Raw genomic sequence first — 20,783 nt, forward strand, 5'->3', positions numbered from 1 at the left:
GCGCGGATGTTGCCGTAGGACTTGCCGGCGTTGCGGAGTTCGACGATCGGGGTGTCCCCGCCCTCCGGCGGGGTGTCCGCGAGGATCGCTCCGTGCGGGGCGGTTCCGTTGCTGGATGTCATGAGCTCACCTCCTGGTCGCCGACTGGCGGACCCACAGATTGATCATCACGGCGCCGAGCAGCATGACGCCGAGGAAGGCCTTGAACCAGTCGGGGTTCCAGCCGGCGAAGACGATGCCCTGGTTGACCATGCCGAACATGAACGCGCCGAAGACCGGGCCGATGGCGGAGCCGTAGCCGCCGGTCAGCAGACAGCCGCCGATCACCGCGGCCGCGATGTAGATGAGTTCCTGGCCGACGCCCTCGCCGGACTGGACGGTGTTGAAGGTGAAGAGCTGGTGCATGCCGACGAACCAGGCGCCGAAGCCGACCAGCATGAACAGGGAGATCTTGGTGAAGGTGACGGGCACACCGACGGCCCGTGCGGAGTCCTTGTTGCCGCCGACCGCGAAGATCCAGTTGCCGTACCTGGTCCGCAGCAGCACCCAGGTGGCCAGGGCGGCGAAGACCAGCCAGTACACGACCGTGATCTTGACCTGGACGCCTCCGACGTCGAAGGACGAGGCGAAGACCTTCCTGGCCTGGCCGAAGCCGTCCATGTCGCTGATGTCGTCGGTGGCGACGTTCCCGGTGATCAGCTTGGTGGCGGCGAGATTGACGCCCTGGAGGATCAGGAAGGTGCCCAGGGTGACCAGGAAGCTGGGCAGGCCCGTCTTCACGACCAGCCAGCCGTTGAGGAAGCCGATCGCCAGCGACACCAGAAGGGCGACGATCACACCGACCCACACGTTCATGGTCAGTTGGAAGCTGAGCATGCTCGCGGTGAGCGCGGAGGTGATCACCGCGACACCGGACGACAGGTCGAACTCGCCGCCGATCATCAGCAGGGCGACCGGCAGCGTCATGATGCCGATGGTCGACGACTGGTACAGGACGGTCGCCATGGAACCGCCGTCGCGCACCGGCGGGGCGGCGATCAGGAAGAAGACGTACACCGCGGCGGCACCGAGGAAGACACCGACCTCGGGCCGGGCCAACAGGCGTACGGCCAGGGGACGTTCGGCCGTGCGGCCGTCGGTCTCCCGGCGACCGGGGGCCGGCGGTGAGGTCACCGCCGGCTCGGCATGCTGGGTCATGCGCATCACCTGGTGCCCTTCGCGGCGAACTGGGCGACCTGGTCGATGTTGGTCTTGTCGATGAAGGCGGGGCCGGTCAGGACGGGGGCCGTGGAGCCGCCGCTGAAGTTGCCGTTGGTCTTGTACAGCCACAGGGCGTCGACGGCGAGGTAGCCCTGGAGGTAGGGCTGCTGGTCGACGGCGAACTCGACGCTGCCGTTCTGGACGGCCTTGACCAGGTCCTTGTTGAGGTCGAAGGTCGCGATCTTGGCCTTGGAGCCGGCGTCGGACAGGGACTGCACGGCGGTCAGAGCGATGGGGGCGCCGAGGGTGACAACCTGGTCGATGGAGGAGTCCTGCTTGAGCTTGGCGGTGATGGTCGACTTCACCGAGGGCATGTCGGTGCCGTTGACGTAGAGGACGTCGGTCTTGCCGGAGAAGCCCTTCTTCAGACCGGCGCAGCGGGCCTCGAGGGCGACCTGGCCCTGTTCCTGGATGACGCACAGGGCGTGCTTGGCGCCGAGTTGGTTGAGCCGCTGCCCGAAGGCCTGGCCGGCGATGTTCTCGTCCTGGCCGAAGTACTCGAGCATGCCGAGCTGCTTCCAGTCCGAGACGCCGGAGTTGAAGCCGACGACGGGGATGCCCGCGGCCTTCGCCTTGGCGACGACGTCCTTCATGGCGTCGGGCTTGGCGGCCGTCAACGCGATGCCGTCCACCTTCTGGTCGATCGCGTTCTGCACCAGGTTGGCCTGATTGCCGGCGTTGGGGTCGGAGGAGTAGACGAGCTTGATGTTGTCCTTGGCGGCGGCTGCCTGGGCGCCCTTGCGGATGAGGTCCCAGAAGGTGTCGCCGGGGGAGGCGTGGGTGACCATGGCGACGGTCATCCGCGGGGTGGTGGCCTTGCCCGCGGCGGCGGCGCCTCCTCCTTCCTCGGACTTCTTGCCGCCGGAGCTGCTGGAGCAGGCGGTGACGAGCAGGGTGGCGGCCAGGGCGGTCGCGGTCAGGGTGATGGCTCGGTGACGTGTGTGCATGTCCCTTGCACCTCGCTGTACTGATCAGGGGAAACGGGATATCGGCTCAAACGGGGCGCTCCACCCGTTCCGGCGGCGGGCGAGCGGCTTGGGAGCGCCTGGTGCGGCGGCGGGGCGTCGTGTGCGGCAGGCGTGGATGGTGCTCCGCTCATCGATGTGACTAGCGCGCGTTACTAGCGCGCGCTAGGTGCTCGTACTATGGAGCGCCCCCCAGGTGATGTCAATAGATTTGTCAGGACGTATCGACAAGGTGTCCTGTACAGACGTCGGCCCGCCCGCGTCGCGCGGGCGGGCCGGAGTGGTTCCTGCCGTCGCCGGGGGCGAGCCCGGCGCTTCTGTGATCGCGTTCAGTCCTTGGAGCCGGCCACGGACGGATCCTCCAGCTTGTAGCGGAGCACGCCACCCGTCGCAGCGAAGGTGTCCGGGAGGAAGGCGGTGCCGGCCGGGCGACCGTCGAGGGTCAGGGACCGTACACGCGAAGTTGTCGCGGACGCCCGCGGGGCCAGGACCGTGAAGGTGACCCCGTTGCCGCGGTGGACGGTGACGGCGGGGAACAGCGGGCTGGCGAGGGCGAGTTGGGGGCTTCCCGGGATGTGCGGGTACATGCCGAGGGCGGCCCACACGGCCCAGGACGACATGGCGCCGAGGTCGTCGTTTCCCATGAGGCCGTCGGGGCGGTCGGCGTACAGGCTGGTCAGCACCCGCCGGACGGTGTCCTGGGCCCGATCGGGACGGCCCGCCGAGTCGTAGGCCCACGGGGTGCCGAAGGACGGCTCGTTGCCCAGGTAGGCGTACGGCTCGTCGGGGCCGGCGTTGAGTCGAGTGAAGAAGGCGTCCAGGCGGGCGGTGACGGCGGCGTCGCCGCCCATCGCGGCGAACAGGGCGGGCAGGTCGTGCGGGACCATCCAGGTGTACTGCGCCGCGTTGCCCTCGACGTACTCCGCGCGCTGGGCCGGTGTGAAGGGCGGCCGGCTGCCGTCGGCGGCGCGGGGCTGGAGGTAGTCGCTCGCGGGGTTGAACAGCGAGCGCCAGGTGCCGGCGGCGCGCGTCAGGGCCGCCTCGGTGTCCGTCTCGCCGAGGCGACCCGCGAGACGGGCGAGGGCGCCGTCGGTGACGGCGTACTCGAGAGTGGTGGACGCGCTGCCCCAGACCCCCTTGGTCGCGGTGGGGACGTAACCCAGGCTGTCGTACTGCTGATGGCCCGGTCGCTGCCTGCTGTCGTGCCGGCCCGCCAGTGCGGTCCGCAGCAGGCCCTCGGCGTCGAAGTCGGTGGCGCCGAAGGCGTGGATCGAGGCGGCGATCGCGGGCAGCGGGTCGCCGACCATGACGCCGGTACCGCCGTTGGCCACGGTCCAGCGGTCGAAGTACCCCGCCTGGCGGCCCTGTTCGAGGATCGACTGGGCGATGTCGGAGGCCTCGTGCGGAGCGAGCAGCGCCAGCAACTGGACCTGGGAGCGGTAGACGTCCCAGCCGGAGAAGTCGGCGTACTGCGCATGTCCGGGGCGGGTGCGGTGGACGAGGCCGTCCATTCCCGGGTAGCGGCCGTCGGCGTCGCTGAGGACACTCGGGTGCAGCAGCGAGTGGTACAGCGCGGTGTAGAAGATCCGACGCTGTTCCTCGGTGCCGCCCTGCACGGCGATCCTGCCGAGCCACGTGTTCCACAGGTCGCGGGTCGACCGTCGTACGGCGTAGAAGGAGCGGTTCTCCTGCTCCACCAGGGCGTTGGCGCGCGCGGAGTCGACGCTCACGAAGGAGATGCCCACCCGGGCGGTCACCGTACGGGTACCGGGCGCGAAGGAGACGTACGCCCCGGAGCTCTTGCCGTCCAGTGGCTCGGCGGTGGCGAAGGGCTGGTCGAAGACCGCGTGGAAGTAGAGCCGGTAGCGGTTGGACTTGCCGCAGAAGCCGCCGCTGTCGGTGTGCCCCGACAGGCTGCGGGACCCGATGGCGATCTCTCCGGTGGCGCCGTTGAACGCCCGGGCCGCGTCCACCGTCAGCGCGGCCGGCTCGATGCCGTCGGCCGGGTAGGTGAAGCGGGCAACGCCGGAACGCCGGGTCACGGCGATCTCCGTGTGGATGCCGTTGTCGAGGCGGACCCCGTAACTGCCGGGCGATGCTTGCTCGTTGACGTGGGAGAAGGTGGCGAAGCGGGCGGCCGGGTCCGGATCGGGGCGGCCGGTGAGCGGCATGAAGGGGATGTTGCCGTAGTCGCTGCAGCCCGCGCCCGAGATGTGGGTGAGGCTGAAGCCCCGGATCCGGTTGTCGGGGTACGCGTAGCCGCCGTGCTGGTGCGTGACCGTGTCTGGGCTCCATTGGATCCCGCCCAGCGGCGCCGAGGCGCCGGGGAAGGTGTTGCCCCCGCCGCCGCCGTGACCGAAGTCGACGCCGCCCGGTGCCGTGCCGACGAAGGGGTTGACGTAGCCGGCCGGGTCGTCGGTGAGGCGCGTGGTGAGGGGCGCCGCGTGGACCGGTGGGGCCAGCAGGACGGCCGAGGCCAGGGCGGCCGCGAGGGGGTGCAGGCGCAAGAAGCTCTCCTGGAAGCGGTCGGGCGTCGTGGTGTCGTACGACGACGGTCCGCTCACGGTCGCCTCCGGGAGGCCCGATCGCGTGACGCCTGGCCGCGGCACGCCGATTAATCAGGCTCCCGGCGCAATGCCCAGCCGGGTCGACATGATGGGGGTGCGGCGCGGCAGCTCGTGGCAGCCGCGCCGCAAGTGCGGTGTCCGCGGGGGACGTTGCCGGGCGTCAGCCCGTGGGGGCGACGGCCCGGCCGGTCTGCGGCGAGATCATCCCGGCGCACAGGCCGCGGGCGGCGAGGCCCTGGGCGATGCGGGGGACGGCCGCGACCGTGTTGGCCGGCCAGTCGTGCATCAGGATGATCTGGCCGTTGGCCAGCCGGCCCGCGGCCTGCACGATCGCGTCCGTACTGGCGCCGTTCCAGTCCTGCGAGTCGACGTCCCAGATGATCTCCCGCAGCCCGTACTTGGCCTCGACCGTCCGCACCGTCGCGTTGGTCTCGCCGTACGGCGGCCGGAACAGCTTGGGCGTACCGCCACCGGCGCTCGCGACGGCCTGCTGGGTACGGGAGATCTCCGAGTCGATCTGCGACTGGGCGAGCTGGGTGAGGTGGGGGTGGGTGTAGCTGTGGTTGCCGACCCACATGCCCGCGCTCACCTCGGCGCGGACCTGGGCGGGGTACGCGGCGGCGTACTGGCCCTCGTTGAACATCGTGGCCCGCAGCCCGCTCTGCCGGAGCGCGTTCAGCAGATTCGGCGTGTTGCCGGAGGGGCCGTCGTCGAAGGTGAGTCCGACGTAGCCGTTGCAGGTGGCGGCCCACGCGGGAGCGGTGGCGAGGGTGAGGGAGCCGACGGCGAGGGCGACGGCGGCGGTGGCCGCCAGCAGGGGCCGTAAGGGCGCGGCCCTCATGACGCCACCGTGATGTTCGAACTGCCGCTGCTCTGGTAGCCCTCCGTCGCGAGGATCATGTAGTACTTGAAGCTGCCGAGGGGCATGCCCGCGCGGGCCCAGGCGTCGAAGTGGTTGCCCGTGGTGATGGAGCCGCCGGTCCGCTTGGACTGCCGTACGCTCCAGTACTGGTTGAAGGTCTTGTTGCCCTCGACGGACGGCGCGTTGTACCGGGTCGTCTGGTAGATGTCGTAGGTGCCGCCGTCGCTGGTGACCGTGCCCTTGTACGTGCCCGTGGGCCGGTAGGTGCCCCAGTTGTCGACGATGTAGTACTCCACGAGCGGGTTCGACGTCCAGCCGTACAGCGACAGGTAGCCGTTGCCCGAGGGACTGAAGCTGCCGGAGTACGACACAGTCCTGCGGGAGCCGTTGCTCCAGCCCTTGCCGGCGACGAAGTTGCCGGTGTTCCGCCAGCTGGTGCTGTAGTTGCCGCCGGAGCCCAGGGTCATCGAGACCGTGCCCTGGGCGTCGGTCCAGAAGGAGTAGTAGAAGCCGTTGTCGGTGCCGGTCTGGTTCGTGGTGATGACGGTGGCGGCCCGGGCGGTGCCGGGCAACGCCAGGGCGGCGGTGGCGCCCAGCAGCATCGCGCAGGCGGTCCGGCGGGTCGTCGTGGGTGCGGGTGCGACGTCCATGAGCGGTTTCCTCCGTGTCCTCCAAGGGGGCGGGGTCCGGTCGAACAGTGTTGGCCTGCACCCGTCAAGCGTCAACAGTTTCGGTAGTTATTTCGAAACATTCGTCACGCTGGATGCCTCCTGGATGAGAGAAGGAGCAGCTCGAAGCGGCTAGTGATGTAAATGAGCCGGATGGCTCATATTGTCGAGAAGGTGAGGCAGATTACGGGGCCCGCGATTCTCCGAATCTTTCGAAGCCTTTCCGGACGAAGTCACCCCCATCGGCCGGGTCGCCGCGGCGTACGCGGGCGGCCCGGTACCGGCGGTGTGGGAGTGGTACTGGCCCGCCCGCCTCTCCGTCGCCCTCGACGTCGCCGACGTCTACCGGGACACCGACCTGACGCGCTCGCTCGGGCTGCCCACACCCTCACACCGTTCCTCACCGGCCTCGGCTGACGGCCCAACGCAGGACGGGCGGTGTCGGCGGGGCGTCGCACGCTTCGCCGACACCGGGTCGGTGCACGGCGCTTGGCGCTACGGGACAGGGGAGAGGAGCAGCACGGCGACGGCGACCCCGACGGTCAGGAGGCCGCCGCCGGTGATCGTCCAGGTCGTACCGAAGGCGGCACCGGCCGTGCCGTGGGCGAGGTCGCCCAAGCGTGGTCCGCCCGCGGCGAGCACGGTGTCGATTCCCTGCAGTCGGCCCCGCATGTCGTCCGGCGCGGCGGTCTGCAGCACCGTCTGGCGGAAGACGCTCAGGGTGAGCAGCGCGCCGCCTGCCAGGACCAGCCAGATCGACGCGGTGAGCAGTGATCGGGAGAGCCCGAATCCCGCAACTGCCGTGCCCCATACGGCGATCGAGACGCCGATCGCGAGGCCGTGACGACCGACGCGGGTGAACAGGCCGGAGAACAGGGCCGCAAGCAGACCGCCGGCCGAGAGTGCGGCGTACAGCACGCCGATGTCGGACGGGTGGAAGGCCTCCCGTGTCAGCTGCGGGAAGAGGGCGGTGGGGAGGGCCAGGAAGAGGGCTGCGAAGTCGGACAGGCAGACCACCAGAAGGAGTTGATGCCGGGTCAGGAGGAGCAGACCCTCGGCGATTCGCTGGATTGCCGAGGCTGGACGAAGCGTGTGCGTGGTGATGACGGTCGGGGGGAGGGCGGCCAGTCGCCATACGGCCCAGAGCGTCGCGCAGACCGCCGTCGCGTCCGTGAGGTACAGCGTCTGGGGTCCCACGACCGGGATCAGGGCGCCGGCGAGCAGGGGGCCGGTGATTCCGGCGGAGAGAATCACCGTGGACTGGAGGGCGTTGGCGGCGGGCAATGCTTCGGGCGGCAGTAGGCGGGGCGTCACTGCCCTGCTCACGGCGGTGTTGGCGCCGAAGAGGGCTTGTTGGACGCCGGTCAGGAGGAGAAGGACGCCGGTCGACCGGAGGTCCGCCCACGCCTGCGCCCAGAGCAGGACCGAGGTCGCGCCGATGCCGGTGGTGGTCGCCAGCAGCACGCGCCGGCGGTCGTGCATGTCCGCGAGCGCGCCCGCCCACAGGGCCGCCAGAGCCATGGGGGCGAAGCCGATCAGGCCTGCGAGGCCGACGTACGCCGAGGAGCCGGTGAGGGCGTAGATCTGCAGGGGCACCGCCACGGCCGTCAACTGGGCGCCCAGGGCGGTCACGATGCCGGCCACCCACAGCCGCCGGAACTCGCTCACTCGCAGTGGCCTTGTGTCGACCAGCACCTTTGCCCTCTCGTCGTCCGGACGCCGTTCCTGGGCCGATGGTGCGGGCTCACCCAAGGGCAAGGTCAACTTGGTTCTGTACGTGGGGACTTGGGGCGAGGTTGGCGAGAGTTCGTGATTGACGGGTGGATGGCCGAGGCGAAGAATCCGGTTGTGCGCCGGGTTGGCGTGTCCTCGTCGAGGGGGTCGGGGGAGAGACGTGGAAGGGCGGGAATCGCCGACAGGTGATGTCGGGGCTGACGGCATCGTCGTCGAGACGGGCGCCGAACGCGATGCCGTACGGGACGGGGCGGTGCCGGGGGCTCGGAGCGGAGGGGACGTCGATCCGCGGGCGGTGATACGGCGGTTGACCGAGGCCGGTGACCATCGGCGGGCCGCCGAGGAGGCCGGGGCCCGGGAACAGGAAGCCGTGCGTGCGCACGGTGCCGCGAGCGCCGATGCCGCGGGGTGGGCCGAGATACGGGCCGATGTCGCGCGGGCGGGAGGTGAGTTGGGTGCGGCCACCCGGTGGTGGCTGACGGCGGCGCGAAGGCGTCTGGCCTCACGCCCCTCGGACGGACCGGGGGCGGTGGCGGCGGCACGCAGCGCGCACTGGTGCTGGGAGCGGGTGACCGACGGGGCGGAGGCACTGCGGCTCGGCTCGGAACTCGTCGCGCTGTTGCACCAGGTGCCTGGCCTTGACCCACGTCACATACCTGCTGCTGAGGGCAGGCTCGAGCGGCTGCGGGCGGGGGTTGAGGACGCGGGCGGGTCTACGGCGGGCGGCTCGGGCGCCGATGCCGTGGGGGACGCCGCTTCGGGTCCCGGTGCACTGCCGACGGGCAACTCGGGCAACTCGGGCGCCGGCGGCGGCGCCGCCGCTCGGCCGGGGGCCGGTACGCGGTCGCCTGCCGGGGCGGATGGCCCTGGCGGGGAGACGGTTCGGGTGGATTCTCGGGTTCCGTTGTCCGGCGGCTCGGATGAGCGCGGTGAGTCGGCTGCCGGTCACGGTTCCGGGGCGCGGTGGGCCGGCGGCTCGGGTGAGGGCGGTGAGTCGGCTGCCGGCCCCGATGTCGAGGTGCGGTCCGCTGGTGGCTCCGGTGATCTGGGCGGAACAAGGGCTCGGCAGGGTTTCGGCCCACAGTCGGGCAACGGCTCTGGTGGCGCCGGGTCTCCTGCCGGTCAGGGGTCCCGGCCGGGCTCGGGCGGCGGAGCGCGGTCAGGCGGTTCAGGCGCCGGTGTGCGGGCAATCACCGGCCGGAGTCGGGGCGCGCAGCCGGACTCCGGTTCCGGCATCGGCGCGTTACCGGCAGCGGCTCCTACAGCCGCTCCGGCATCCGCCGCTCCCGCACCCCCTGCCGTCTCCCCTCCCCGCACCCCCACTGTCGTCGACTCCCCGGTTGTCGAGCCCTTGCGCAAGGGAGACCCGGTGAGGGTCGGGGCGTTCAGGTTGGTCGGGCGGCTCGGGGCGGGTGGGATGGGGGAGGTGTTTCTCGCCGAGTCCGGAGGTGGGCGGCCCGTCGCGGTGAAGGTCGTACGGGCCGAGTTCGCCCAGGACCCGGCGTTCCGGCGGAGGTTCGCCGCCGAGGTCGCCACCGTGCGGCGCGTGCAGGGGCCGTACACCCCTGCCGTCGTCGACGCCGACGCGGAGGCGGAGCGGCCCTGGCTGGCCACGACCTATGTCGCCGGCCCCTCCCTCGCGGACGTCGTCCGGGCCTCCGGCCCGCTGCCCGCGCCGGCCGTACGGACGCTCGCCGCCGGTATCGCGGAGGCGCTCGCCGCGATCCACGGCGCGGGTGTCCTGCACCGCGACCTCAAGCCGTCGAACGTCCTGCTGGACCGGGACGGTCCCAGGGTGATCGACTTCGGTATCGCCCGCGCCGCCGACCGCACCCAACTCACCGGCACGGGCGTCGCGTTGGGCACCGTGCCGTACATGTCCCCGGAACAGGTCGAGGGCCGCCCCCTCGACCCGCCGAGCGACGTGTTCTCCCTCGGCGGGCTGCTGGCGTACGCGGCGACCGGCCTGACCCCGTTCGGGGAGGGAGGCGCCGGAGAGGTGGCGTTCCGGATCACCCGTGAGGAACCCGATCCGGACGCCCTCGCCGTAGGTGACGACGAACTGCGGGACCTGATCACACGATGCCTCCACAAGGGCCCCGCGCAACGGCCGACCCCGCGGCAGATCATCGCCGCCGGGACGGTCGGACCTCCCCGCTCCTCCGGTTGGCTCCCGCAGGTCGTCGCGGCCCGGGTCGCCCGCCGGGAGGCCGATCTGACCGACGCGCTGGAGCGGGCCGCGCGGAAACGCTCCGGTGTCCGGGTCAGGGTGGGGGCGGTGTCGCTGGCGGTTCTCCTGGTATGCGCCGTCGTGTTCGCTTTGACCCAGCACGGCGGCCGTTCCACGCAGGGCTCCGGCTCCTCCGCGTCGGCGTCCGAGGCCGCCGCCCAGGGGTATCGCACGGTCTTCCGTGACCGGCCCGTCTCTCTGAAGGACGACGACTTCGAGATCGACCTGATGACCGGGGACCGGGTGCCGGGCGGACGGCTGTGGACGTTGTCCACCGACGCGGGCGGTGACGGCAAGGGCGGTTTCTCGCTGCAGGACGCCACGGACGCCTATGTCGCGGGGTCGGGACCGATCACTCCGGCGCAGTGCGCGGCCGGGGTCGCCCGTCGGCCGGTGGAGGACGAGGTGCACTGGCCGCAGGTGCCGCCGGGCAGTTGGTTCTGTGTTCGGTGGCGGCTGACCGGCGACGTGGCCGTGCTGCGGGTCGTCAGTACCGACACCGGGGGCTGGGGCGCCGACGTCGGCCTGGACTTCTACCGGCACATCCCGGCCCTGTCCACGCCCGGTGCCGTACCGGGCCCGGCCGACGCGCACTACCGGCCGCTCTACAGCGGCCGGCCCCTCACCCTCCCCGACGACGCGCACTCCTTCGACCTGGCGCGGGGACGCGTCGCCACGAACGGCTCCTGGCTGCTGTCGACCGACGCGGGCGGCAACAGCAAGGGCGCCTTCGAACCGCAGAAGTCCAGCGAGGCGTACATCGGCGGACAGTCACCCCTCACCCCCGCCCGCTGCGCCCTCGGCATCGCCCAGCAGCCGGTCTCCGTCGTCCGCTTCCCGCAGGTCCCGGCCGGCACCTGGTTCTGTGTGCGCGACGACCTCACCCGCGACATCGCCGTCATCCAGGTCCTGGACAAGGACGACGGCGACTGGACCACCACCGTCGCCGTCACCGCGTACCGGCCCGTGAGCGGCGGCGGGTAGCGCGAGTCCCGGGGTTTTCCTCCCGCCGCGTTCGTCACCGTGGCAGGATCGTTACTCCTGTCACTCTGGCAACGGAGGTTCGGTGCACAGACGGTGGCTGTTCCTTTCGGCGGCCGTGGTGCTCATCGTCGCGTCCCTGACGGTGGTGTTCCTCTCCGGTCACAAGGCCGACGCCGGGCGGGTCTCGGCCGCGCCGACTCCCGCCACCGGCGCGGAGGTCACTCCCTCGCCGGCCTCACCGACTCCCTCCGCTCACGCGACCGAAGCATCGCCGAGTGCGTCCGCGAGACGCACCGCGGGCAAGAAGTCCCCCTCGGCGACCGCCTCTTCGGCGACCACCCCGTCGGCGAAGCCGTCCGCAGCGGCGGTCGCCCAACCGGCCTCCGGTACGGCCCCGTTGGCGGGACGCATCCGCCCCGGCGTCACCCACCAGGGCGTCGCCACCTTCTACCAGACCGACGGCACCGGGGCGTGTCTGTACGACGCGAGCAGTGACGTACTGACCGGGGCGATGAACACCGCCGACTACGAGGGATCGAAGGCGTGCGGGGCGTACGTGGTCGTGCGGGCCGCGAGCGGTGCCTCCGTCACGGTCCGCATCACCAACGAGTGCCCGGGCGACTGTGCCGTCGGTCAGATCGACCTCAGCGCACAGGCCTTCGCCAAGCTCGCCGCGCCCTCGGCCGGCCGTGTCCCGATCACCTGGGAGCTCGCGAGCCCCGGCGGCGTCGGCACCCTCTCGGTCCGCTACAAGACCGGGTCCTCGCGGTACTGGTGCGGCATCCAGGTCATCGGCCACCGAAACCCCCTCGCTCGGCTGGAGGTTCGCTCCGGCAGTGGCTGGCGGCAGCTGGCGCGCGCCGACTACAACTACTTCCTCGCCGAGGACGGGGGCGGCTGCGGGGGCCCGATCAGGATCACCGACATCTACGGCGAACAGCTCACTGTTGACGGCATCACGATCCGGCCGAACGTCGTGCAGCCGACCCGGGTCCAGTTCGCCCGGCACTGAGCGCCGTCAGCTCCGGTACCCGCGCAGCTTTCGGTACAGGGTGGCGCGGGCGATGCCCAGGGCGGCCGCCGTACGGGCCTTGTTGCCGCCGTGCAGGCGCAGCGCCTCCAGGATGGCGGCGCGCTCGGCGTGTTCCATCGGGGTGAGGGGGCGGGGCGAGGGCCCCTCGCGCACGGGATCCGGCAGTTCGGCGCGCCGGACGGGACCGGTCGCCCGGCGCTGTTCCGCCAACGCCCTTACCAGATGGGCGAGTTCGGTGACGTTGCCGGGCCAGGGGTGCTGCTCCAGGGCGCGCAGCGCCTCCAGTGTCCAGGTCACCGGCGGCCGGCCGGGCACGGGCCTTGGGGTGAGGGCGGACAGCAACTCCCGTACGTCCTCGGGGCGTTCGCGGAGGGCGGGGAGGGTCACGGAGCGTGCCGCGAGGGTGTCCAGGAGCCGTTGGAGGCAGGGTCCGGGCGGTGTGCCCGGGGTGTAGGTGAGCAGAAGAGGCGCGTCGGGGCGTGTGGCGAGCAGTGTGTTGAGGAGGGCCGTGTCGGGTTGGGTGAGACGTTCGGCGTGGCGGATGAGGACAGGGCGGTCCTCGTGCCGCAACGCCCGGACATCGCACGGCAGTTCGCCTTCGGCTGCGTCCACGACCAGGGGGTTCCCGACCAGCTCGCGGGCGAGCGAGGTCTTCCCGGTACCGCGCTCGCCGACGATCAGCAGTGGTTCCGGGGATCCGGCCAACTCCACCGCGCGGTCCACCGCATGGCACCAGGCCACCGAGCGCCCGGCCAGACCGACCGCGTGCCGCGGGGCGGCCGGCACCTTCGCGGGCCCCGCCTGCTCCACCACACCGACCGCCCCGGCCACCGAGCCCAGGTGAAGGACCGGAGCCAGGGTCGCCGTGCAGGCCGGGAGACGGATGCGGTACGAGGTCTCAAGTCCGGTGCCGGAGGCGGCCACCGCCGCGCCGGGCACCGTGCGCGCCCCGCCGCCCCAGTCCCGCAGCAGCGCGACCGCGTACCTCTCCAGCGTGTCCAGCTCCTCGGGTGACAGGAGCCGTGCCGCGGCCTCGCTGACGAGCCTGCTGCGGCCGTCGAGGGCCAGGACCGCGCGTCCCGATGCGCCGGCGGCTCGCAAGTAGGCGTCCAGCAGCGCCCGTTCGGCCGCCCGGGACCGGGACAGCAGCTCGGCCTCGACGGCGAGCGCGGCGGCCTCGGCGAGCGCGGCGCCGGGATGCGGTGCGCTCCCGGCGCACAGGTCGGAGGCCACCGTCACCGTGCCCAGCAGGTGTCCGGTCTCCGGGGCCCGTACCGGCACGCTGACCGCGGAGACGTTCTGCCAGGCGTCGAGGAAGTGCTCGGGGCCGTGCAACTCGGCACGGCCGTGCGTGTGCAGGGCGCGGGCCGCGCTGTTCGGGCCGACGGTCCGCTCGGAGAGGTCGGGGCAGGAACGGCCCGGGCCCAGTCCGCCGGACCACAGCACCCGCAGCCGCTCGTCGGTGAGCACCAGCGAGGTCCGGCCGGTGCCGAGAGTAGGGGCGATCCGGTCGAGGACGGGCCGGGCGGCGGTGAGCAGAGGGGGCTCCAGCGCTCGTACTGAAGGAGGAGGCGGCGCGAGGGCCTTGGTGCCGGGTCGTACGCCGAAGAACCGGGCGCGCTTCCAGGCGGCGACGACGTCCTCGGGCACGCCGTCCGGGACTTGCTCGCCCCGCAGGAACAACTCCCGGGCCCTGCGCAGCGTTGCGAGGGTCGGGCGGACGGTGGGGCGCTCTGCGGTGGTCACGGCGGGGTTCACCCTACCGGGAGCAGTTGAACGCGCAACCATCGGTCCCGGAGGCGCACTGTCTCTTATTGAGACACCCGCGCCGCCGCCCGGGCGTACACGATCTTGAAGAGTCTGCGCCTGTTCTCATTCCCTGGAGCGTTCCCCGTGCACACCGTCGAGCCCGATGTCGTCACCGACGTACTGATCGTCGGCAGTGGCCCCGCCGGCGCCTCCGCCGCGCTCGCCCTGAGCACCTACGGCGTGCCGAACATCGTCGTCACCCGCTACGCGAGCCTCGCCGACACGCCCCGGGCGCACATCACCAACCAGCGCACCATGGAGGTGCTGCGCGACCTCGGTGTCGAGGACGAGGTGATCGCCAAGGCGACCCCGCAGCAGCTGATGGGCAACACGACCTTCTGCACCAGCCTCGCCGGCGAGGAGCTGGGCCGGGTGCGCTCCTGGGGCAACGACCCGCTCGTCCAGGCCGCCCACGAGCTCGCCAGCCCCACCCGGATGTGCGACATGCCCCAGCACCTCATGGAACCGGTGCTCATGGACGCGGCGGTCGCGCGCGGCACGCGGCTGCGCTTCAGCACCGTCTACAAGTCCTTCGTGCAGGACGCCTTCGGCGTGACGGTCACCGTCGAGGACCGGCTGCGCGGCGACGAGTACACCATCCGCGCCAAGTACCTCATCGGCGCCGACGGTGGCCGCAGCAAGGTCGCCGAGGACGCCGGACTGCCGATGGGCGGCCAGATGGGCGTGGCCGGCAGCATCAACATCGTCTTCGACGCCGACCTGACCAAGTACACCGCCCACCGGCCGTCCACCCTGTACTGGGTGCTGGCGCCCGGCGCCACCGTCGGCGGCATCGGCGCGGGCCTGGTGCGCTGTGTGCGGCCGTGGAACGAGTGGCTGATCGTGTGGGGGTACGACGTGACGGCCGGCGCCCCCGACCTGACCACCGAGTACGCCGAGACGATCGTGCGCCAACTGGTCGGCGACGACGAGATCCCGGTGACCATCAAGTCGTCCTCCGCCTGGACCGTCAACGAGATGTACGCCGAGACCTACGCGAGCGGCCGGGTCTTCTGCGCCGGCGACGCCACGCACCGCCACCCGCCGTCCAACGGCCTCGGCTCCAACACCTCCATCCAGGACTCCTACAACCTGGCCTGGAAGCTCAAGCTCGTCCTCGACGGCACCGCGTCCCCGAGGCTCCTGGACACCTACACCGCCGAACGCGCCCCGATCGGCAAGCAGATCGTCACCCGCGCCAACAAGTCCATCGGCGAGACCGCGCCCATCTTCGAGGCACTCGACGGGCTCTCCCCGCAGACCCCCGAGCAGCTGTGGGCCAACATCGCGGCCCGCAAGGGCGACACCGAGGCGGCGCAGAAGCAGCGGGCACGGCTGCGCGAGGCGATCGCGTTCAAGGCGTACGAGTTCAACGCGCACGGTGTCGACCTCAACCAGCGCTACACCTCCACGGCGATCGTCCCGGACGGCACCCCCGACCCCGGCTTCGACCGCGACCCAGAGCTGTACCACCAGCCCACCTCCCGCCCCGGCGCCAAGCTCCCGCACGCCTGGATCACCTCCGGCACCCGCACCCTCTCCACCCTCGACACCGTCGGACGGGGCCGCTTCACGCTGCTCACCGGCATCGGCGGGACCGACTGGCTGCGCGCCGCCGAGGCCCAGGACCTGGAGATCGCCACCGTCGTCATCGGACCCGGTCAGCAGTGCGAGGACCCCTACGGCGACTGGGCGCGGCTGAGCGAGGTCGCCGACGCGGGAGCGCTGCTCGTACGGCCGGACGGTTACGTCGCCTTCCGGCACCCGACCGCGGCCGGCTCCGGCGCCGACGCCGAGCGGCTGCTCGGCGAGGCGGTGCGCCGGATCCTCGGCCACACCTGATTCCCCCCACCGCCGACTGAAAGGTGAACCCCATGCCCCTCGGACTGCTCCGGCGGCGACTGAGGAATGCCCCCGGAAGCGCCGCGGGCCTCACGCTTCCCGTTCCGGCCGGGGCCGGCGTCGTCGTACGCGAGGTCATGGACCCCGTGAACCAGCCGCTCGGCGGCGCCGACGTGACGGTGACGGAACTGCGCGGCCACCAGGTCGCCGCGCGCGGCACCACGGACCCGTACGGCCTGTTCATGGCCGTGCTGCCGCCCGGCAGCTACAGCCTGATGGTCGTCGCGGAGGGGCTGGAACCGCACCGCGAGACCATCGACGTCCTCGCCGACTCCGGCGCGGCCCCGCAGCGGGTATGGCTCCAGCCGGGCCGGCAGGCCGACCTTCCGGTCCCGGGGACCTGGCTCTTCGACCCGCCGCACACGGCGATCCGGTTCATCGCCAAGCATGTCGGCATGGCCCATGTGCACGGCCGCTTCGAACGCTTCGAGGGCGGCATCCAGGTCACCCAGGACATCGCCGACTCGCGCGTCCATGTGCGCATCGACGCCTCCAGCATCACCACGGGCAACAACACCCGGGACACACACCTGCGCTCGGCCGACTTCCTCGACGTCGAGCACTTCCCCTACATCGACTTCCGCAGCACCCGCTTCGCCTACCGGGGCGGCAGCAAGTGGTCCCTGCTCGGCACGCTGACCATGCACGGGGTCAGCCGGTCGGTGTCGCTGGACACCACCTACCTCGGCATGGTCAACGGCGGTTACGGCGAGGAACTGCGCTGCGCGGCCCTGGCCAGGACGGAGCTCCACCGCGAGGACTACACCTTGAACTGGCGGTCGATGCTGGCCCGCGGGATCGCGGTCGTCGGCCCGACGGTCCAGCTGGAACTGGACGTCCAGGCGATGTACCGCACCCACGACACACCGACCCCGCCCGAGTAGACGTCGCGGGCCGCCCGGGTGCTCCCCCTTGCCCCTGGAGGGCGCCCGGCGCACGCTGGTGCCATGGGTGCGCACGACGGCCCCACGCTGATCACGTCCGTCCAACGGGCCTTCCGGCTGCTGGAGGCGGTGAGCGCGCACGAGAACGGCGCGACCGCCAAGCAACTGGCCCGTGAGACCGGGCTGCCGTTGGCCACCGCCTATCACCTGCTGCGCACGTTGGTGCACGACGGGTACGCGCGGAAGGTGGAGGACGGCAGGTTCGTCCTCGGGGACAAGCTGCACACGCTGGGGACGACGGGGCGCGGGCAGGCGCTGCTCAGCCGGGTGCGGCCCACGCTTGCGGCACTGCGCGACGAACTCGCGACCGCTGCCTACCTCACCTTCTACGAGGACGGCGAGATCCGCGTCGCCGAGATCGTCGACGGCCCCCGGGCGCCCCGCGTCGATCTCTGGGTGGGCTTCGAGGACGCCGGACACGCCACCGCGCTGGGCAAGTCCGTCCTGCGGGAGCTGGACGACGAGGCCCGCAGGGACTACCTCTCCCGCCACCACCTCGCCGACCTCACCCCACGGACGATCACCAGTCAGCCGGAACTGCTGCGGCGCCTGGACTCCTCGCCCGTGGCCCCGGCGGTCACCGACCTCGAGGAGTACTGTCTGGGCACGGTGTGCGTCGCCGTGCCCGTCTACTGCGGGGACACGCTCGGCTCGCTCGGCGTCTCCATGCCGGCCGAGCGGCTGTCCCGGCTGCCGGAGGTGCGGGCCCGGCTGATCCCGACCGCGAGCCGTGTGACCAGGGGCCTCTCGCTCACTATCTGAAATTCCTCTCCTTGTGACGTCCGGGACCGATTTCGTTTCCTGAAGGAACAAGCGTTTGAGGCGTGGGCCCGGACCGTGCCCCCGACAGGTGAGGACTGCGGACAGAGCATGAGTCAGGCCCGAGAGCAGCTGGCCCACTGGGTCTCCGCCCTGCCCGTGCTGATCGTCTGCGCCGTCGTGCTCACCGACCTGGCCGGCGGGGCCGGCATGATCTGGCTGCCCCTGCTGGCCGCCGGTCCCGCCCTCGCCGCCACGACCAACGGGCCGCGCGGTGTGCTGTGCGCGGGGTTGCTCGCCGTGGTGCTGGGCGCGTCCCTGGGCACCCGGGACGGGGTTCCGGGCGGGGAACTGGCGGCCGTCCTGTCCGCCCTGGTGACGGTCACGCTGGCGAGCGGCCTGGCCAGCGTGCTGCGCGGTCGCCGGGAACGCGTGCTGGCGGCGGTCCGCTCGGTCGCCGAGACCGCCCAGCACGCGCTGCTCAAGCCGGTGCCGGCGACCGTCGGCCCCTTCCAGGTCGCCGTCCGCTACAGCGCCGCGGCGGCCGAGGCCCGCATCGGCGGCGATCTGTACGCCCTGATCCCGACTCCGTACGGGGTCCGGCTGATCGTCGGCGACGTGCGCGGAAAGGGACTGCCGGCGGTGGGGACCGCGGCGCTGGTGCTCGGGGTCTTCCGGGAGGCCGCCTGGGACGAGCCGGACCTTCTGGCCGTGGTCGAGCGCATCGAACGGAGCCTGGCGCGCAATCTCGGCGCCGACGACTTCGTCACCGCCGTGGTCGCCGGATACCCCGGAGCCGGGCGGCTGGAGATGGTGAACTGCGGGCACGCGCCGCCACTGCTGGCGCGCCGGTCGGGCGGCAGCCTGAGGGTGGAGCCGGTGGAACCCGCCCACCCGGCGCCGCCCCTCGGGCTGCGCGCGCTGACCGGACACGCTCCCGGCCTGCAGGTGCTGCCCTTCGCCGACGGGGACCAGCTGCTTCTCTACACCGACGGGGTCACCGAGGCCCGCGACCGGGGCCGGGCGTTCTATCCGCTGGGCGAGGGGCTGGCGCGCCACGCCTGCGAGGAGCCGTCCCGCACCCTCGACGCACTGCACGCGGAGCTGCTGGCGCATGTGGGCGGCCGGCTCCACGACGACGCGGCGCTGCTCCTGATCCGCAAACCGGCGGTGCCCGTCATCGCCGGGTGAACGCTTCTTGACCCCCAGTCGGGCCTCCATGATGCTGTGTTGCGACACATGCTGTGTGTGCCGCAATGAGCAACATTCGACTCAGGTCTCGTACCAGCCGAGGAGTGGCCATGACTCATCAGGTCCGTGCTGTCGTCGCCCGGAAGAAGGGCGCCCCCGTCAGCCTGGAGACGATCATCGTGCCCGATCCGGGGCCGGGTGAGGCGCTGGTGAAGGTCGAGGCCTGCGGGGTCTGCCACACCGACCTGCACTACCGCGAGGGCGGCATCAACGACGACTTCCCCTTCCTGCTGGGCCATGAGGCCGCGGGTGTGGTGGAGGCGGTGGGGGAGGGCGTCACCGACGTGGCGCCCGGCGACTTCGTGATCCTCAACTGGCGTGCCGTGTGCGGGCAGTGTCGGGCGTGTCTGCGCGGCCGGCCCTGGTACTGCTTCAACACCCACAACGCGAAGCAGAAGATGACCTTGCTGGACGGCACGGAACTGTCGCCTGCCCTGGGTATCGGCGCGTTCGCGGAGAAGACGCTGGTGGCGGCCGGGCAGTGCACCAAGGTGGACCGCGCCGCCTCGGCCGCGGCCGCGGGGTTGCTGGGCTGCGGGGTGATGGCCGGGATCGGTGCGGCGATCAACACCGGGAACGTCGGGCGCGGTGACAGCGTGGCGGTCATCGGCTGTGGCGGGGTCGGGGACGCGGCGATCGCCGGGTCCCGGCTGGCGGGTGCGGCGAAGATCATCGCCGTGGACATCGACGACCGCAAACTGGCCACCGCCCGGAAGCTGGGCGCCACCCACACCGTCAACTCCCGCGAGGGCGATCCCGTCGAGGCGATCCGCGAGCTGACCGGCGGCTTCGGCGCCGACGTCGTCATCGAGGCGGTGGGCCGCCCGGAGACCTACCGCCAGGCCTTCTACGCCCGCGACCTGGCCGGCACGGTGGTGCTGGTCGGCGTTCCCACCCCGGAGATGAAACTGGAGCTGCCGCTGCTGGACGTCTTCGGCCGCGGCGGCGCGCTGAAGTCCTCCTGGTACGGCGACTGCCTGCCCAGCCGCGACTTCCCGATGCTCATCGACCTCTACCTCCAGGGCCGCCTGGACCTGGACGCCTTCGTGACGGAGACGATCGCCCTGGACGAGGTGGAGAAGGCCTTCGAGCGGATGCACGGCGGCGACGTGTTGCGCTCGGTGGTGGTGCTGTGATGGCCGCTGCCCGCATCGAACACCTCGTCACCTCGGGCACCTTCTCCCTGGACGGCGGCACCTGGGAGGTGGACAACAACGTCTGGATCATCGGCGACGACCACGAGGTGATCGTCGTCGACGCCGCGCACGACGCCGACGCCATCGCCGACGCCGTCGGCGGCCGGACGCTGCGGGCGATCGTGTGCACGCACGCCCACAACGACCACATCGACGCAGCCCCCGCCCTCGCCGCCCGCACCGGCGCCCCCATCCTGCTGCACCCCGACGACCTGCCGCTGTGGAAGCAGACCCACCCCGACCAGGCGCCGGACGCGGAGCTGGCCGACGGGCAGGTGCTGTCCGTGGCGGGCGTCGAACTGACCGTGCTGCACACCCCCGGCCACGCCCCCGGCGCGGTCTGCCTGTACGCGCCGGCCCTGGGAGCGCTCTTCAGCGGAGACACCCTCTTCGCGGGCGGACCCGGAGCCACGGGGCGGTCGTACAGCGACTTCCCGACCATCGTCGAGTCGATCCGCGAGCGGCTGCTGACGCTGCCCGGCGCGACCGTCGTGCACACCGGTCACGGGGAGACGACCACCGTCGGTGCGGAGGCCCCGCATCTGCAGGAGTGGATCGCGCGCGGTCACTGACCGTCTGACCTGGCCGGACGTCCCGATCGACAGGTCGACCCCTGCCT

The 20,783-nt window shown here is 71.7% G+C and carries 15 protein-coding genes and 1 pseudogene; 8 read left to right on the forward strand and 8 right to left on the reverse strand.

What is annotated here, in order from left to right:
* The 7 genes and pseudogenes from ABZZ74_RS14220 to ABZZ74_RS14250 form a co-directional block, all read right to left on the reverse strand.
* Window positions 1–122: pseudogene (locus ABZZ74_RS14220) on the reverse strand (sugar ABC transporter ATP-binding protein); the annotation flags it as partial.
* A gap of 4 nt (window positions 123–126) precedes the next feature.
* Window positions 127–1,203, reverse strand: coding sequence for an ABC transporter permease (locus ABZZ74_RS14225; RefSeq protein WP_356764520.1), 1,077 nt, complete (start codon window positions 1,201–1,203; stop codon window positions 127–129).
* Entirely contained in the window at window positions 1,203–2,207 is a 1,005-nt protein-coding gene (locus tag ABZZ74_RS14230; protein ID WP_356764522.1) for a sugar ABC transporter substrate-binding protein, read from the reverse strand. Before ABZZ74_RS14230 ends, ABZZ74_RS14225 begins: the two co-directional genes overlap by 1 nt.
* Window positions 2,208–2,554: 347 nt before the next feature.
* Window positions 2,555–4,789 carry a GH92 family glycosyl hydrolase gene (locus ABZZ74_RS14235; RefSeq protein ID WP_356764524.1) on the reverse strand — a complete coding sequence of 745 codons (2,235 nt, stop codon included), beginning with the start codon at window positions 4,787–4,789 and terminating at the stop codon, window positions 2,555–2,557.
* A 163-nt stretch (window positions 4,790–4,952) separates the two neighbouring features.
* Window positions 4,953–5,633 (reverse strand): polysaccharide deacetylase family protein, encoded by a 681-nt coding sequence (locus tag ABZZ74_RS14240; protein WP_356764526.1) that lies wholly within the window; start codon window positions 5,631–5,633, stop codon window positions 4,953–4,955.
* Window positions 5,630–6,304, reverse strand: a complete 675-nt coding sequence (locus ABZZ74_RS14245; RefSeq protein WP_356764528.1) for a glycoside hydrolase family 11 protein — start codon at window positions 6,302–6,304, stop codon at window positions 5,630–5,632. Before ABZZ74_RS14245 ends, ABZZ74_RS14240 begins: the two co-directional genes overlap by 4 nt.
* A 513-nt stretch (window positions 6,305–6,817) precedes the next feature.
* The gene (locus ABZZ74_RS14250; protein ID WP_356764530.1) at window positions 6,818–7,990 is read right to left on the reverse strand and encodes an MFS transporter; all 1,173 of its coding nucleotides are present in this window, start codon (window positions 7,988–7,990) and stop codon (window positions 6,818–6,820) included.
* Between the two features lie 1,483 nt (window positions 7,991–9,473).
* Here ABZZ74_RS14250 and ABZZ74_RS14255 point away from each other — a divergent pair.
* Both ABZZ74_RS14255 and ABZZ74_RS14260 read left to right on the forward strand, forming a co-directional pair.
* Window positions 9,474–11,270, forward strand: coding sequence for a protein kinase (locus ABZZ74_RS14255; protein WP_356764532.1), 1,797 nt, complete (start codon window positions 9,474–9,476; stop codon window positions 11,268–11,270).
* A gap of 82 nt (window positions 11,271–11,352) precedes the next feature.
* Window positions 11,353–12,282 (forward strand): expansin EXLX1 family cellulose-binding protein, encoded by a 930-nt coding sequence (locus tag ABZZ74_RS14260; protein ID WP_356764534.1) that lies wholly within the window; start codon window positions 11,353–11,355, stop codon window positions 12,280–12,282.
* A 6-nt stretch (window positions 12,283–12,288) separates the two neighbouring features.
* Here ABZZ74_RS14260 and ABZZ74_RS14265 read toward each other — a convergent pair whose 3' ends face one another.
* On the reverse strand, window positions 12,289–14,091 hold the full coding sequence (locus ABZZ74_RS14265; protein ID WP_356764536.1) for a helix-turn-helix domain-containing protein: 1,803 nt from the start codon (window positions 14,089–14,091) through the stop codon (window positions 12,289–12,291).
* A gap of 105 nt (window positions 14,092–14,196) precedes the next feature.
* Here ABZZ74_RS14265 and ABZZ74_RS14270 point away from each other — a divergent pair, with 105 nt between their 5' ends.
* The 6 genes from ABZZ74_RS14270 (at window position 14,197) to ABZZ74_RS14295 (ending at window position 20,736) form a co-directional block, all read left to right on the forward strand.
* A complete protein-coding gene (locus tag ABZZ74_RS14270; RefSeq protein ID WP_356764538.1) occupies window positions 14,197–15,954 on the forward strand; it encodes an FAD-dependent monooxygenase in 1,758 nt (585 codons plus the stop codon).
* A gap of 32 nt (window positions 15,955–15,986) precedes the next feature.
* Window positions 15,987–16,898 (forward strand): YceI family protein, encoded by a 912-nt coding sequence (locus ABZZ74_RS14275; protein WP_356764540.1) that lies wholly within the window; start codon window positions 15,987–15,989, stop codon window positions 16,896–16,898.
* 63 nt (window positions 16,899–16,961) lie between these two features.
* On the forward strand, window positions 16,962–17,720 hold the full coding sequence (locus ABZZ74_RS14280) for an IclR family transcriptional regulator (RefSeq protein ID WP_356764542.1): 759 nt from the start codon (window positions 16,962–16,964) through the stop codon (window positions 17,718–17,720).
* A gap of 108 nt (window positions 17,721–17,828) precedes the next feature.
* Window positions 17,829–18,908: a PP2C family protein-serine/threonine phosphatase gene (locus ABZZ74_RS14285; protein WP_356764544.1), complete on the forward strand. Its 1,080-nt coding sequence runs from the start codon at window positions 17,829–17,831 to the stop codon at window positions 18,906–18,908.
* A 110-nt stretch (window positions 18,909–19,018) separates the two neighbouring features.
* Entirely contained in the window at window positions 19,019–20,104 is a 1,086-nt protein-coding gene (locus ABZZ74_RS14290) for an S-(hydroxymethyl)mycothiol dehydrogenase (RefSeq protein WP_356764546.1), read from the forward strand.
* Window positions 20,104–20,736, forward strand: a complete 633-nt coding sequence (locus tag ABZZ74_RS14295; protein ID WP_356764548.1) for an MBL fold metallo-hydrolase — start codon at window positions 20,104–20,106, stop codon at window positions 20,734–20,736. Before ABZZ74_RS14290 ends, ABZZ74_RS14295 begins: the two co-directional genes overlap by 1 nt.
* Window positions 20,737–20,783 lie beyond the last annotated feature (47 nt).

Origin of the sequence: Streptomyces sp. NPDC006476 (assembly GCF_040612015.1) — a bacterium.
Classification (GTDB): domain Bacteria; phylum Actinomycetota; class Actinomycetes; order Streptomycetales; family Streptomycetaceae; genus Streptomyces; species Streptomyces griseorubiginosus_B.